The organism is Streptomyces sp. NPDC015139, from assembly GCF_043079785.1.
Taxonomy (GTDB): Bacteria; Actinomycetota; Actinomycetes; order Streptomycetales; family Streptomycetaceae; genus Streptomyces; species Streptomyces albidocamelliae.
In genome coordinates this window covers 1-14,040 of sequence record NZ_JBIBUW010000001.1, presented here as the reverse complement: position 1 = coordinate 14,040, position 14,040 = coordinate 1, and the positions used below count along the sequence as shown (strand labels likewise).

At 73.7% G+C, this 14,040-nt stretch carries 11 protein-coding genes and 1 pseudogene; 4 read left to right on the top strand and 8 right to left on the bottom strand.

What is annotated here, in order from left to right; translation table 11 throughout:
* The first annotated feature begins 69 nt into the window (after nt 1–69).
* Nucleotides 70–1,338: an FAD-dependent oxidoreductase gene (locus ACF08B_RS00060; protein WP_392315272.1), complete on the top strand. Its 1,269-nt coding sequence runs from the start codon at nt 70–72 to the stop codon at nt 1,336–1,338.
* A 119-nt stretch (nt 1,339–1,457) separates the two neighbouring features.
* Here ACF08B_RS00060 and ACF08B_RS00055 read toward each other — a convergent pair whose 3' ends face one another.
* From ACF08B_RS00055 to ACF08B_RS00025, 7 genes are all read right to left on the bottom strand, one after another.
* The gene (locus ACF08B_RS00055) at nt 1,458–2,714 is read right to left on the bottom strand and encodes a cytochrome P450 (protein WP_392315271.1); all 1,257 of its coding nucleotides are present in this window, start codon (nt 2,712–2,714) and stop codon (nt 1,458–1,460) included.
* Nucleotides 2,715–2,896: 182 nt separating this feature from the next.
* The gene (locus ACF08B_RS00050) at nt 2,897–3,313 is read right to left on the bottom strand and encodes a hypothetical protein (protein WP_392315270.1); all 417 of its coding nucleotides are present in this window, start codon (nt 3,311–3,313) and stop codon (nt 2,897–2,899) included.
* Nucleotides 3,314–3,438: 125 nt separating this feature from the next.
* Nucleotides 3,439–4,497: a ketoacyl-ACP synthase III family protein gene (locus ACF08B_RS00045; protein ID WP_392315269.1), complete on the bottom strand. Its 1,059-nt coding sequence runs from the start codon at nt 4,495–4,497 to the stop codon at nt 3,439–3,441.
* A 54-nt stretch (nt 4,498–4,551) separates the two neighbouring features.
* Nucleotides 4,552–6,204: a phosphopantetheine-binding protein gene (locus ACF08B_RS00040; RefSeq protein WP_392315268.1), complete on the bottom strand. Its 1,653-nt coding sequence runs from the start codon at nt 6,202–6,204 to the stop codon at nt 4,552–4,554.
* Nucleotides 6,194–7,780: a class I adenylate-forming enzyme family protein gene (locus ACF08B_RS00035; protein WP_392315267.1), complete on the bottom strand. Its 1,587-nt coding sequence runs from the start codon at nt 7,778–7,780 to the stop codon at nt 6,194–6,196. Before ACF08B_RS00035 ends, ACF08B_RS00040 begins: the two co-directional genes overlap by 11 nt.
* 405 nt (nt 7,781–8,185) lie before the next feature.
* The gene (locus ACF08B_RS00030; RefSeq protein ID WP_392315266.1) at nt 8,186–9,409 is read right to left on the bottom strand and encodes an MFS transporter; all 1,224 of its coding nucleotides are present in this window, start codon (nt 9,407–9,409) and stop codon (nt 8,186–8,188) included.
* Nucleotides 9,410–9,564: 155 nt separating this feature from the next.
* Nucleotides 9,565–9,780: a DUF6059 family protein gene (locus ACF08B_RS00025; protein WP_392315265.1), complete on the bottom strand. Its 216-nt coding sequence runs from the start codon at nt 9,778–9,780 to the stop codon at nt 9,565–9,567.
* A 220-nt stretch (nt 9,781–10,000) separates the two neighbouring features.
* On the opposite strand from ACF08B_RS00025, the gene ACF08B_RS00020 reads away from it, so the two are divergent.
* The 3 genes from ACF08B_RS00020 (at nt 10,001) to ACF08B_RS00010 (ending at nt 13,827) form a co-directional block, all read left to right on the top strand.
* A complete protein-coding gene (locus ACF08B_RS00020) occupies nt 10,001–10,174 on the top strand; it encodes a hypothetical protein (protein WP_176985518.1) in 174 nt (57 codons plus the stop codon).
* Nucleotides 10,171–12,492, top strand: a complete 2,322-nt coding sequence (locus tag ACF08B_RS00015; protein ID WP_392315264.1) for a TOMM precursor leader peptide-binding protein — start codon at nt 10,171–10,173, stop codon at nt 12,490–12,492. Before ACF08B_RS00020 ends, ACF08B_RS00015 begins: the two co-directional genes overlap by 4 nt.
* Nucleotides 12,493–12,585: 93 nt before the next feature.
* Nucleotides 12,586–13,827, top strand: coding sequence for a sensor histidine kinase (locus ACF08B_RS00010; protein WP_392315263.1), 1,242 nt, complete (start codon nt 12,586–12,588; stop codon nt 13,825–13,827).
* 15 nt (nt 13,828–13,842) lie between these two features.
* On the opposite strand, the pseudogene ACF08B_RS00005 reads toward ACF08B_RS00010, so the two are convergent.
* Nucleotides 13,843–14,040, bottom strand: a pseudogene (locus tag ACF08B_RS00005) (IS5/IS1182 family transposase); the annotation flags it as partial.

Below are 14,040 nucleotides of genomic sequence, written 5' to 3'. Positions count from 1 at the left end.
TCGGCTGCAAGAGGAGCTTTAGGGCGCGGTCACACGATCGACCGACCATGACTCCGCTGGAGAGGCAGCATGACGATGACAGCAGAGCTGACCGCACAGGTGTGCGTGGTAGGAGGGGGGCCCGCCGGGCTCACGCTCGCCGTGGAGCTCGCCAAGCGTTCCGTTTCGGTGGTGGTCCTGGAGCAGAGCGGGCATTTCAACCGTTCGTTCCGGGGCGAGTCGGTGTCCCCGGACTCGGTGTGGATGCTGGACCGGCTCGGGCTGCTCGACCGGCTCGAGGGGACGTACGTCCAGATGCACCACATGGAGATCGTCGACGGTGGCAGCGTCGTGCTGCGGGCCGACCTCTCCGAGTTCCCCTATCCGCACCCCTACCCCGTCGAACTCCCCCAGCCGGCCCTGCTGTCCGCGCTCGCCGACGCCGGGCGGGAACACTCCGGCTTCACGCTCGTCCAGTCCGCCACCGCCGTGGGACTGCTGCGCGAGCAGGGCGACGACGGACCGGTGACCGGGGTGCGGGCCCGCACCCCCGACGGTGAGATCACCGTACGGGCCGCGGTGACGGTGGCGGCCGACGGCCGGTTCAGCAAGGTGCGGGAGCTGTCCGGACTGTCCTACGAGAAGCTGCCGCTGGACCGGGACGTCATCTGGCTGCGGCTGCCGTTCCCCGAGCAGTGGGACGGCCACACGTACCGCATCCGCATCCGGGGCGGCGAGCACGGGCTGTTCATCCCCACCCATCCGGACAGTGTCCGGGTGGGGCTCAACATCCCCAAGGGCGGCCTGAAGGCGCTGCGCGCGCAGGGTCTCGGCGCGCTCCACGAGCGCCTGGACCGGCTCGCGCCCGAGCTGTCGGACGCGGTGCGCGACACCGTGCGCGCCTGGTCGGACACGTCGATGCTGGACATCTTCACCACGCTGGTGCCGCGCTGGTCGACGCCCGGTCTGATCCTCATGGGGGACGCCGCGCACACCCTGACGCCGATCCTCGGACAGGGCGTCAACCACGCGATCATCGACGCGGTCACCCTGGCGCCGCTGGTGGAGAAGGCGATGGCCGCCGGCGGCGGCCCGGAGCGGCTGCAGCGGGCCGGGGAGGCGTTCCAGGAGGCGCGCGAGGAGTCCGTACGCCGTTCCCGTGCCCTCCAGCTGCGCCAGGAACGCCTGTTCGCGCTGGAGGGGCGGCTCGGCGGCGTGTTCCGCCGGTCGCTGTACCGGGTGATGGACCGCAACCGCTCGGTGCAGCAGCGCGTGCTGTCGCGGGCGTACTTCCAGGTGCAGCAGCCGGGTCCCACCGTGGCCCGGCGGATGGTGCAGGAGCCCGCCCGGCGGGCCTGAGCCCGGCCGCCGGCGCGGGGGCCGCCCCCGCGCCGGACGCCGGCACCCGTCGACACGCCGCCGCCCGGATCCCTTGGCAGGGATCCGGGCGGCGGCGTTCCGGGGTCACCGGCGGCGGGTCACCAGGTGACCGGCAGACTGCTCAGGGCGTGCACCATCATGCCGCTGGTCATGGTGAGGTTGCCGACCTCGTCGGCCAGGCGCAGCGTCGGGAAGCGGCGGATCAGCGAGGAGATGGCGATCTGCAGCTCGGCGCGGGCGAGGGCGGCGCCCAGGCAGAAGTGCGCGCCGTGCCCGAACGCCAGGTGGGCGGAGGCGGACGGCCGGGACGGGTCGAAGGAGTCGGCGGACTCCCCGAAGCGGTCGGCGTCCTGGTTGGCGGAGCACACCGAGGCGATCACCCCGCTGCCCCGGGGGATGGTCGTGCCGCCGAGCTCGACGTCCTCCAGCGTGATGCGGAACGGGCCGCCGTCCCCGATGGGGTTGATCCGCAGCAGTTCCTCCACCACGTGGTCGATCGTCCCCGGGTTCTCGCGCAGCGCGGCCAGGTGCTCGGGGTGCCGGAGGAGGGTCAGCACACAGGTGCCGATCATGCTGACGGTGGTCTCGTGGCCGGCCACGAGCAGGGTGATGCCCATGGTGATCAGCTCGTGCTCGCTGAGCCGGCCGCCGTCCTCGTCGTGCACGGAGACCAGGGCGCCCATCAGGTCGTCGGTGGGTTCCTCGCGCTTGCGCTGCACCAGCTCGCCGAGGTACTGCACCATCGCCATCCGCTGCTCCAGCACCTCCTCCGGGGTGTGCGAGGTGAGCGAGACGAAGGCGTCGGACCAGGCGCGGAACCTGCCCCGGTCCTCGAAGGGGACGCCGAGCAGCTCGCAGATGACCATCACCGGCAGCGGGAACGCGAAGACGGGGTTGAGGTCGACGGGCCCGGAGAGCTTCTCCATCTCGTCCAGCAGCCCGTCGGTGAGCTCCTGGATGCGCGGGCGCAGGTTCTGCACCCGGCGGGCGGTGAACTCGCGGGAGACGAGCTTGCGCAGCCGTGTGTGCTCGGGCGGGTCCATGGTGAACAGGCTGCCGGCCATGGGCGGGGCCGCGGTGAGCCGCGGCGCCCCCTCGGCGAGCATCGCCGCCCGGCTGAACCGGCCGTCCGCGAGGACGGTGCGGACGTCGTCGTAACGGCTGACCACGTACCCCTCGTCACCGCTGGGCAGCCGGACGTGGGCCACGGGGCACTTGCCGCGCAACTCCTCGTAGACGGGCGGTGTCTGCACGGCCGAGGGGCGGTGGAAGGGGTACTGGAGTCCGGGCTCCGTCCCGGTCTCGGGCGCCGTCCCGGTGTCGGTGCCGGTGCCGGGCGCTGAGGCGGTGTCCATCGTGTGGCCTCCGGTGCTTCGGAAGGTGCATGCGTTCGGGACTGTCCGGCGAGGTTCGCAGCACCGGCTTGCGCGCCGATAAAGGCCGCCGGAGCCGGCTCGTCCGCTCCCGGCGTCCGGATACGGCGACGGGCCCGCAGCTCTGGGGGGAGAGGCTGCGGGCCCGGGTTCGCGGGGCCGGTTCAGCGCAGGCGGCCGTCCGGCGTGCGCAGGCCCTGGCCCAGCGCGCGGGTGAGGGCGATGGTGGTCAGCCAGGACATGCCGAAGGTGAAGGGGGCGGCGATGTCGTTAGGGCTGTCCCCCAGGAACGAGAAGACCACCATGATCGCGAAGGGGATCAGCGGCCGGTTCAGCAGGTTGTACAGGGGCACGGCCCGGGGCGCGAGCCGGCCCGGCGCGTGGCGCTGCCCGAGGCCGGCCAGCCGGGGCAGCTCGGGCAGGACCAGGCCGAGGACGGCGGCCGGGTACACCCAGCCGGCGTGCTTGACCGCCTCGAAGACGTCCCAGGCCAGCAGCAGGATCCCCACGACTCCCCAGACCACGCGCACCACGGTGGAGGTGGAGCTCCTCGTGGCGCCGTCGGGTTCGGTCGTCACCATGCTTCTCTCCTCGTGTGGAGACGGACGGACGGCGGGGGCACGGACGGCGGACCGGTCCGGCGGTGCAGTGTCCCGCGGCGCGCTGAAGTCCCACTGAAGTCGCAGGTCACCGACGCGGGTTGGGGTCAGGTCACGCTGGTCGCGCCCCCGCTGCCGGAGCGTTCCCATTCCGGTACGTCGACAATCTCCAGCACGGCACAGGTGCAGCTGAATCCGGAGCCGCCGCCGACGAACAGCACATGGTCGCCCCGGCTCAACTCGCCCTGTTCGACGAGGTGGTTGAAGCCGGCGATCTGGTCCCCGGCACCGAGGTGGCCGACCCGGCGGGCGAAGTCCCAGGTGGAGCGCTCCACGGGCAGGCCGAGCAGCACCGGCACCTGCCATTCCAGCCGGCTGCGTCCACTGGCCAGGGTCACCACCCGGGACACGTCCGCGAGTTCGATGCCGGCGTCGGCCAGCGCGGTGCCCACGACGTTCCTCATCACGGCGCCGACCCGTTCGGTGGCCTCCCGGACGCTGCCGTGGGCGCGCATGAAGTGCCCCACCCGGCCCAGCAGGTCCAGGGGTTCCCCGGACGGCAGGGGCCGCAGCCCGGCCCCGCGGACGACCGCCTCCAGGGAGTTGTCCGATCCGCTCGCGGTGGACACAAGCCGGGCGAAGCCGTCGGCGGCGGACAGCAGCAGGGCGGTGCCGCCGTCGCCGTAGACGAAACCGGGCTCGCTGCTCCACCTCTTCACCAGCGGGGCGCCGAACCGGTCGGCGGTGGTGACCATCGCGGCCCCGGTGCCCGGCTGGGCGGCGACCTGGCGGGCCGCGACCTCCAGGGCGCCGAGTCCGCCGTTGCACTCCTGTTCGAAGCCGAACGCGGTCGCGTCCCGGCCGAGGGCGTGACCGGCGACGTAGGAGGCCGCCGGCCACATCTCGACGCCCTGGAACCAGAAGCCGCTGTGGATCAGCAGGTTCACCCGGGACGCGTCGAGACCGGACCGCTTGAGCGCGGTCGTCGCCGCGTGGACCGCCATGTCCGGAGGGGCCATGGACTCCTCGGCGACGGAGACCGACACGATCTCGTCGGCCGCGTGCTGCTCCGCGTCGTACGCGCCGGACTCCACGGCCGACCGGGCGGACTCGGGCTCGCCGAGCCACGCCCCCGTCCCGGCCACGTACACGCCTTCCCACCGCATGGTGGCTCCTCTCGTCCTGTGTCGTCGGGATGTCCTGGCCGGCGGCCGGCGCGCTCAGGCCGGTCCGACGGAGCTGTCGCGCAGGGCGGACACCACACGCCACAGCGCGGCCGGGGTGGCGAAGGTGTCGGCGACCAGCTCCGAGTCGGGTACGGCGATTCCGTAGGTCTGCTCGACCCGGACCAGGGTCTCCACCATGGCGAGCGAGTCCAGGCCCGCCGCCTTCAGGCTGCTGTCGGGCCGCAGCGGCCCCTGGGAGGCGAGCCTGGGCAGCAGTTCGAGCAGGAGTTCCTCGTACGCCTTGTCCCAGGGCGGCGCTGCCGCGTCGGTCGCGGGGACGGCGGCGGTGGTGTCGGTCATGGCGGCGGATTCCTCCGTACGGGGTGCGGTGAGGGGCTCGGCGTCGTGGCGGCCGAGGGCCAGACGCGTGGCGGAGATGACCTCGTGGCCGTCGACGACGATCTCGGCGGGTGCCGGATGGCCGAGGAAGCCGAGGAGGCTCGCGGACAGTCCGTAGGCGCCGACGTTGGGGAAGGCCAGCAGGTCCCCCGGGCGCAGTCCGGGCAGTTCGGCGGCCCGGGCCAGGATGTCGGCGGGGGTGCACAGCGGGCCGGCGAGGGTGACGGCGGCCGGACGGGCGCCGTCCGCGGGGGCTTCGTCCGGCAGGCCCCGGGTCTCCGGGTGGTCGTCGCCGGGGTCCGCCGGGTCGAGCGGCCGGGCGGACAGCGGGAGCAGCCGGCCCAGGCCGGACAGCCCGCCCAGGTGGTTGATGCCGGAGTCGAGCACCGCGTACGCGCTGCCCCGGCTGTGCTTCACGTCGGTGACGGTGGCCACCAACTGCCCGCTGTCGCCGACCAGGTAGCGGCCGGACTCGAAGGCGACCACCGGCTCGCCGTCCCGCCAGCCGGGCAGGTGCTCGTCCAGCACGGCCGTCAGTGCCGCCCGCAGACCGCGGTAGACGGGGCGCTCGCCGGGTGTGGCGTAGGGCGCGGCGAATCCTCCGCCCAGGTCCAGGAGGTGCAGCGGGATGCCGAGTTCGGTGCGCAGGCGGGCCGCGGTGCGCACGCTCTGCGCGAGTTCGGCGCACAGGCCGTCCTCGTCCCGGGCGTTGGTCAGCGGGAAGAAGTGCATCCCGACGATCCGGGCGCCCTCGGCGAGCAGCCGGGCCCGGTGCTCGGTCAGGTCGTCGAGGTCGAAGCCGAACTGCGAGGGGGCGCCGGTCATCCGCAGCCCCGCCTGGCCGGGCGCGCCGGCGGCGTTGATCCGCAGGACGCAGTCGGCCGTGACGCCCTGCGCGTGCGCGGCGGCGCCGATCCGCTCCAGGTCGCCGAAGGACTCGGCGGAGAAGGTGCGCATCCCCGCGGTGATCGCCTCGTCCAGTTCGGCGCGCACCTTGCCGGGGCCGGAGTACATCAGCTCGGCGGCGGGGTGGCCGGCCTGGAGCGCCGCGGCGAGTTCGCCGCGCGAGGTGACCTCGGCGCGGGCGCCGCCCCGGCGGAGTTCGGCCACGAGGGCCGGGTGCGGGTTGGCCTTGAGGGAGTAGTAGACGCGGCTCGGCTGCGGCAGGGCGGCGCGCAGGTCCGCCAGCGCGGTCCGTACCCGGTCCAGGTCGTAGACGTAGAGCGGGCTGCCGTACCGCTCGGCGAGGCGGCGGACGGCCGGGGCGGCGGGACCGGTCCGCCCGGCCACGTCCCTGTCAGTGCTCATCGGTGCCCTCCACGAGGCGGCGGCGCAGTTCCTTGCGGTCGGTCTTGCCGTTGGGGGTGAGCGGAAGCGCGGGCAGCACGTGGCAGACGTCCGGGACCTTGGCGGCCTCCAGGCGGTCGCCGAGCCGGGCCAGCACCTGCTCGCCGGTGAGTGCGGGCGTCTCGCCGACGACGAACAGGACCATGTCGCGGTCCTCCTCCGGGACCAGCAGCGCCGCCTCGCGCACGTCGTCGATGTCCAGTACGGCGGACTCGATCTCGACGGAGCTCATGCGCGAGCCCCGGCGCTTGAACAGGTCGTCGCGGCGGCCCTGGAAGTAGACGTGGCCGTCGTCGTCGAGCCGTCCGTAGTCGCCGGTGTGCAGGGTGACCGGGCCGCCGTCCGCGGGGCGCCGGAAGCGCAGCGCGGTCGGTTCCGGGGCCCGCCAGTAGCCGGCCATCACGTGCGGGCCGCGGACCACGATCTCGCCGGTCTCCCCCGGTGCCAGGGGCCGTCCCTCGTCGTCGACGACGAGCACCTCGGTGCCGGGCAGCGCGGGCCCGACCGAGCCGGGGCGGGTCAGGTCGCCGTCGGGCTCCAGGATGGTGATCCGCTTGCACTCGGTGGTGCCGTACATGGGCACCACGGCGGCGCCGCGGAAGGTCTCCCGGAGCGAGGCGATGAGCGGGGCGTTGAGCGCGGCGCCGGTGTTGGTGAACATGCGGATACGGGTGGGCCGGGTGTCGCGGGAGGCGAGGCGGACCAGGAGTTCGCCGAGGGAGGGGACCAGCGGTACGACCGTGGCGCCGTGGTCGCGGGCGAAGCCCAGGACGCGGGCGTGGTCGGCGGGGCCGGACAGCAGCAGCTCGGCGCCGGCGAGGGCGCAGAGCAGGATCTGGTAGAGGCCGTAGTCGAAGGAGAGCGGGACGGCGGTGAGCACGACGTCGTCCGGGCGGTAGCCGAGCCGGGCCTCGATGGCGCGGGCGGCGAACGCGACGGGGCCGTGCGGACAGGCCACCGCCTTGGGCGCGGAGGTGCTGCCCGAGGTGTAGATGAGCAGGGCGAGCCGGTCGGCGGGGACCTCCCGTTCGGTGCGGGCGGCCGGGTCGGCGGGTCCGGACAGGTCGAGCTCCGCGGCGACGGCGACCGGTGTGCCGGCGGGCCAGGTCAGGCCCTCGGTGCCGGTGCGCTCCGCCGCGTCCACGACGATCAGGGAGGGTTCGGAGTCGGCGAGCACGGCCTTGAGGTGGAACGCCTTCATGCCGGGGTTGATCGGCACCAGGACGGCGCCGCGGCGCCAGGTCCCGTACAGCAGGGCGGTGAACTCGCGGGCGCTGTCGACGCGGGCCAGCACCCGGTCGCCGGGCCGGATGCCGTGGCCGTCCAGGACGCGGGCGAAGGAGTCGGCGGCGGCGTCGAGCTGTGCGTAGGTCCAGGCGCCCTCGCGGTCGCGCACGGCCGGTGCGCCGGGGCTCCGGTCGACGGCGGCCGTGAGGAAGACCTCGGCCGCGTTGGCCACCCGGGGGGCGGCCGGAGTGCCGACGGCGTCGTCTATCAGGGCGGTGGCGGGGGCGGATCCGAGTGCGGTCGCGGTCATGGCTGCATCTCCGGTTTCTGCGCATCCTGCGGTTCGGCGGCCGGAATCGTCCGGCCCGGTGGGCGGAGGTCCCCCGGCACGGCACGGCCGGTGTCTCCGGCCGGTGCCGGGGGCCGGCCGCCGGTCCGGGGCACGGACGCCGTGCCGCGGTCGCCGTGGCCGTCGTGCGGCGCCGCCGGGGGGCGCCGGCTCCGAGCCGGGGCGGAGGCCTGCCCGGGGCCCTGGATGCCGTCCGCACCGCGTGGACGCTCTCCCGGCGCATGGTCCTCCCCTCGTCGGCGGGCTCACCCGTGAACGGGCTCGTGTCCTGCGGAAAGCGTCGGGGGTGGTGCTTTGGCACGGCTAAAAAGGCAGTTGGCGCGTGCCGTTCCCGAAGCGGGCGCGAACGGTGCGGTCCCGGCGCCGTCACGCCGTGCCCGCTGTCGCCGTTTCCGGCCGGGGCGCGGCCCCGGCCGGTACGGCGTGGGGTGCCGGGGTCAGCGACCGGGCGGCGAGGAGGACGCCCAGGGTCAGCAGCAGCGGTACGCACATGGCGGCGCGGTAGGAGACGGTCGCGCCGACCGCGCCGACCAGGGGCGGACCGACCAGGAACCCGACGTAGTTGAAGAGGTTGATGCGGGCCACGGCGGTGTCCGCCGCGCCCGGCAGGCGCTGCGCGGCGGCCGTGAACACCTGGGGGACGATCACCGAGAGCCCCGCGCCGAGCACGGCGAAGCCCGCGACGGCGGCCCAGGGCCCCGGTGCGGCGGCGACCGCGGCGAAGCCGACGGTGCTGAGCAGGGCGCCGGCGCGCACCACGGCGGTCGCGCCCCAGCGCCGCACCCAGCGGTCGCCGAGTCCGCGGCCCAGCAGGGTGGTGGCCATGTAGAGGGCGTACGGGACCGTGGCCATCGCCTCGGAGCTGTGCAGCGTGTCCTCGAGGAACTTGGCGCTCCAGTTGCTGGAGGTGGAGTCGGCGACGAAGGCCGCGCCCATGATCAGGCAGAGCGGCAGCAGCGGCCGCCACGGGACGGCGGCGGGGCGGGCCGCCCCGCCGCCGTCACCGGCCCTGTCCGCCGGTCCGTCGGCGACAGCCGTGAGCCGGGGGCCGGCCGTCGCCGCGATCGCCAGCAGCGGTACGGCGGCGCCCGCGAAGAGGGCGAACAGGGACAGGTGCCAGCGGGCGCCGGCGCCGGCCAGCAGGGCGCCGAGGATGCCGCCCAGGCTCATCGCGCCGTGGAAGCCCAGCATGACGCTGCGGCCGTAGCGGCGCTGCACCGCCACCCCGCTCATGTTGACGCTCGCCTCCAGCGCGCCCACCAGCAGGCCGAAGACGGCCAGGCAGAGCGCGAGTTGCCACCAGGTGTCGCCCGCGCCGATGCCCGCGGGCAGCAGGCAGACCGCCGGCTGGAGCACGCGGACCACGGTGGGGGCGGGCACCCGGCGTACCAGCCGTGCGGCGGTGACGCTGCCCGCGCCGGCCAGGACCGGCACGGCGGCGAGGAAGAGCGGGAGGGCGGTGTCGCTGAGGCCGTAGCGGTCCTGGACGGCCGGGATGCGGGTGACCAGCAGGGCGAAGACCGCGCCGTGGACGAGGAACACCGCCAGCAGTGCGAGGCGGGCCTGCCGCAGCCGTACCGATGTCTCCATGGCACCCCTTCCGGTGACCGCCGGCGCCCGGGCCGGGCGCGGCTGCGGCGCGACCGTAGGAGCGGGCCCTGAAGTGCCGCTTGCGCGGCGACCCGCGAGGCCACCGGTGTGAACGGGCGCGGCACGATTGGCCGGAACTGGGCCGTCCGGTCAGCTCATCGGCTCCGGAAGTCGAGGTCCCGCAGCTGCTCGTCCAGGGCCCGTTCGGCCGGAGTGAGGGGTATGTCGGGGCGGAGGCGTTCCAGCAGGTGGGGCGGTGTCGGGTGGGGCGGCTCGGCCGGGAGGTACAGCCACATCTGGCCGTACGCGACCAGACAGCGGTACGCCTGGCCCACGGCGCGGGCGGCGTAGTGCGCCAGGAGGCGGATCATCCGGGGGGTTCCTCTCGACCTGGGCGGGCAGGGCCCTCGATGTTCCCGGACGGAGCTAAAACGGCCCTTGGGCCGGGGCCCGTTGGCGTGAAAAGTTCACCCTCGACAGATGACGGCAGCACTGTCTGTGAGGTCGCCGCCCTCGCCAGAATCTTCGCCACAAGGACAGTCGTTCGAAACACCCTAAGTCAGCGGAATCCCAACGGGGAAAGGTTGTCCCATGGTCAACGCAGTTCCGTCCGGCGTCCACCGTCGCACCGACGACACGGCTCAGTCCGCCCGTTCCCTGGTGATCGAGGATCTCGACTCCCTCGGCCAGAACGACGCCGTGCTGTTCAGCATCTGCATCATCGCGTTCCCGGCCGCCGAGGCGAGCGGGCAGTTCGGGGCATGACCGACGCCGGGGGGCACGAGGCCGGGACGACGCTCCCGGACGAAAGCGTTCTGGTGGGCTTCAAGCGCCATCTGAGCCCGGTCGTGGTTCCCGGTGAAGCCACCTACCTGGTGTCCCGCCGCGGGGTCACCGCGCTGCGCGGCCCGCACGCCGAGGTGCTCGCGCCGCTGCTCGACGGGACGCGGAGCGTGCGCTCGGTGCTGCGGGAGGCGTCCTCGGCGCTGACCGCGGAGGAGGCCGGCTCCTCCCTCGGCGAGCTGGCGCGCTCGGGTCTGCTCGGCTTCCGCCCGGCGGAGGCCGACGACCGCGGTCCCGTCCGGCAGGCCGACCCGATGGCCGAGGCCTACTGGGACCTGATGGGCCTTGACGGCTGCCGGGCCACGGCCGAACTGGCGGGCGCGGCGGTCTTACTGGAGGTGCTCCCGACGGTCGACGCGGCGCCGGTCCTGGCGGCGTGCAGGGAGTCGGGGGTCGCCGTGGCGGCCCCCGGCTCGTCCGGCGCCCTCTCCCTCGTCCTGTGCGACGACTACCTGTCGCCGGAACTGGCGGAGGTGGACGCCCGGCACCGGGCGAGCGGAACGCCGTGGCTGCTCGCCAAGGTCTGCGGTGTCGACCCGTGGATCGGGCCCTTCTTCCGGCCGGGCCACGGCCCGTGCTGGACCTGCCTCGCCCACCGGCTGCGCGGGCACCGCCGCTCCGAGTGGCCGGTGCAGCGCGCTCTCGGGCTGACCGGGCCGCCGGAGCGGCCGGCCGCGTCGGTCGCGGCGGGCCGGGCCCTCGGTGTGCACATGGCGGTGCTGGAGGCGGCCAAGTGGCTGGCCGGGATGCGGTATCCGTCGCAGGACCTCGTGCACACCCTGGACACCATGCTGCTGCGGGCGGCCTGCCATCCGGTGCGCCGGCGCCCCCAGTGCCCGGTGTGCGGTGATCCGCAGGCGGTGGCGAAGCGGGTCCGTGCACCGTTCGTGCCGGTGTCCCGGCCGAAGGCCGCGCACCACGGCAACAGCCACCGGTCCGCGTCGCCCGGGGAGATGCTGGACCGGTACGGCCATCTCGTCGGCCCGGTGACCGGGATCGTCAAGGAGATCCGCCGTGCCCCGCGCACGCCCGACTTCGTCGACACCTTTCTGTCCGGGCACAACCTCGCCTTCAACCCGCACAGCGTGGCCGGACTGCGCGCCGGGCTGCGGGCGTTGAGCGGCGGCAAGGGCCTGGACGCCACGGAGGCCCGGGTCAGCGCGCTGGGCGAGGCGGTGGAACGGTACAGCGGCACCCGGCAGGGCGACGAGCCCGTCGTACAGGACACCTACCGGGCGCTCGGCGCGGACGCCGTGCACCCGAACGCCTGCCAGCTGTACCACGAGCGGCAGTTGCGGGACCGCGACCTCTGGAACGCCCGCGGCTCGCACTTCCAGCACGTGCCGCGGCCGTTCGACGAGGGCCGGCCCACCGACTGGACGCCGGTGTGGTCGCTGACCGCCGGGCGGCACCGGCTGCTGCCGACCTCGATGCTCTACTTCTCCGACGGCGGCGGGTCCGCGGACGGGCTGCACGCCGATTCCAACGGCAACGCGGCGGGCAGCAGCCCGGAGGACGCCCTGGTGCAGGGTTTTCTGGAGCTGGTGGAGCGGGACGCGGTGGCCCTGTGGTGGTACAACCGCACCCGTCAGCCCGGCGTGGACCTGGACGCGTTCGCCGCCCCCGAGACCGACCGGATCCGCGAGGGGTGCCTGCGGCTGGGCCGGGAGCTGTGGGTGCTCGACCTGACCTCGGACTTCGGCGTCCCGGTCCTGGCGGCGGTGTCCCGGCGGACCGGCCGGCCGGCCGAGGACGTGATCTTCGGCTTCGGTGCCCACTTCGATCCGCGGGTGGCCCTGCGCCGGGCGCTGACCGAGATGGGGCAGATGCTGCCCGCGGTGACGCCACGGCGGCCGGACGCCCCGGGCTACGGCATCGACGATCCCGATGCGGTCCACTGGTGGCGTACCGCGACGACCGCCAACCAGCCCTACCTGCTGCCGGACCCGTCCGTCGCCGCACGCGGTCCGCGGTCGTGGCCGGCCGCTCCGCGCCCGGATCTGCTGGACGACGTGACCGCCATCGGTGAACTGGTCCGGGACCGCGGCATGGAACTGCTCGTCCTCGACCAGACGCGCCCCGATCTGGAACTGCCGGTGGTCAAGGTGATCGTGCCCGGGATGAGGCACTTCTGGGCCAGACTGGCCCCGGGCCGGCTCTACGACGTACCCGTGACGCTGGGGCGGCTGCGGGAGCGAAGACGGTACGAACAGCTCAACCCGGTACCCATGTTCGTCTAAATCTCCAGCTATCAATACAAGTCACACACGGTCTTCACGTAGGTCCCATACGATCCGAAACGAACTCCGCCCCTTGCTGCGAAAGAGGAGTCCGTGAAGGCCAGTGCACCTCGTGAGCCGCGTGCAGGTCTCGTCCAGCCTCCGGCCGGCGCCGGAGACACGGACACGCGCATCAACCAGGCTCTCCCCGGGCCCCGTCTGGCCCGGGTCATCCTGCGGGTGGCACTGCTCAGTTACCTCTTCATCACCGCGCTGAACGTCATCAGCACCGGTCTGTCGCCGGCCGCGGACGTCGGTGCGATCCTGGCGCTCGTCGCCGTCTTCCTCATCCAGCTGCGGCACTCGGCGCCGGGGGCCGGACGGCGCCCCGGACGCGAGCGGTTCCTGACGCTGGGCGCGCAGATGCTGCTCACCTATCTGCCGATCCTCGTCTACCACGCCCAGTGGGGCGCGCTCGGCGGCTTCCTCTCCGGGTCGCTGCTGCTCCTGCTGCCGCCCCGGCCCGCGTGGTGCCTGTACGCGGCCGTCGGGCTCAGCATGTTCCTGCCCCCGCTGCTGGACGGCCGCAGCATCGTCGACGCGATCTACCTGTGCCAGTCGACGCTGCTGACGGGCCTCATCGTGTACGGCCTGACGCACCTGGCCGAGGTCATCCAGGAAGTGCACGACGCGCACGGGGAGTTGGCGCGCCTCGCGGTGGTCAGGGAGCGGCTGCGGTTCGCCCGGGACCTGCACGACCTGCTCGGCTTCAGCCTGTCGGCGATCACCCTCAAGAGCGAGCTGGTGCACCGGCTCATACCCCTGCACCCCGAGCGGGCGGTGCAGGAGGTCGACGACATCCTGACCATCTCCCGCCAGTCGCTCGCGGATGTGCGCCGGGTCGCCAGCGGCTTCCGCAACATGTCGCTCGCCCAGGAGGTCACCTCCGCCGAGTCGGTCCTGAACGCCGCGGACGTGACCGTCGAGGTGGAGGTGTCGGTGCGGGATCTCGACCGGCGGGTGGAGAACGTGCTGGCGGCCGTGGTGCGGGAGGCGGTCACCAACGTGCTGCGGCACAGCAAGGCCGCCCACTGCACGATCCGGGTGGTGGCGGAGCCGGGGGCGATCGTGCTGTCGGTGGTCAACGACGGCTCCTCTCCGGGCGGTCGCGTGCCCTCGGAGCACGGCGGCAACGGTCTGGAGAACCTGGCCTTGCGACTGCGGGAGATCGGCGGCAACCTCACCTCCGGCGCCCTGCCGGGCGGCACGTTCCGGGTCCGGGCGGTCGCGCCGGCCTCACTCCCGGCACCGGCCGGGGCCGAGAGACCGACCGGAGCCGTGCCGGACACCCTCTAGGCGCTGTTTCTCGGATCATGTGCGGAGCCAGATGATGAGTGCGGCAAGGGTGACAGTGCCGAGGTAGGTGTAGGCCCGTTTCTCGTAGCGTGTGGCGACGGCGCGGAAGCCTTTCAGGCGGTTGATGGCTCGTTCGACGGTGTTGCGTTTCTTGTAGCGCTCCCGGTCGAAGCCGGTGGGCCGGCCGCCGCGGGAACCGCGGTTGTGGCGGTG

Excerpts from the sequence above, each read along its gene's own strand:
- ACF08B_RS00060 (WP_392315272.1), top strand. The coding sequence starts at position 70 with ATGACGATGACAGCAGAGCTGACCGCACAGGTGTGCGTGGTAGGAGGG.
- ACF08B_RS00055 (WP_392315271.1), bottom strand. The coding sequence starts at position 2,714 with ATGGACACCGCCTCAGCGCCCGGCACCGGCACCGACACCGGGACGGCG.
- ACF08B_RS00050 (WP_392315270.1), bottom strand. The coding sequence starts at position 3,313 with ATGGTGACGACCGAACCCGACGGCGCCACGAGGAGCTCCACCTCCACC.
- ACF08B_RS00045 (WP_392315269.1), bottom strand. The coding sequence starts at position 4,497 with ATGCGGTGGGAAGGCGTGTACGTGGCCGGGACGGGGGCGTGGCTCGGC.
- ACF08B_RS00040 (WP_392315268.1), bottom strand. The coding sequence starts at position 6,204 with ATGAGCACTGACAGGGACGTGGCCGGGCGGACCGGTCCCGCCGCCCCG.
- ACF08B_RS00035 (WP_392315267.1), bottom strand. The coding sequence starts at position 7,780 with ATGACCGCGACCGCACTCGGATCCGCCCCCGCCACCGCCCTGATAGAC.
- ACF08B_RS00030 (WP_392315266.1), bottom strand. The coding sequence starts at position 9,409 with ATGGAGACATCGGTACGGCTGCGGCAGGCCCGCCTCGCACTGCTGGCG.
- ACF08B_RS00025 (WP_392315265.1), bottom strand. The coding sequence starts at position 9,780 with ATGATCCGCCTCCTGGCGCACTACGCCGCCCGCGCCGTGGGCCAGGCG.
- ACF08B_RS00020 (WP_176985518.1), top strand. The coding sequence starts at position 10,001 with ATGGTCAACGCAGTTCCGTCCGGCGTCCACCGTCGCACCGACGACACG.
- ACF08B_RS00015 (WP_392315264.1), top strand. The coding sequence starts at position 10,171 with ATGACCGACGCCGGGGGGCACGAGGCCGGGACGACGCTCCCGGACGAA.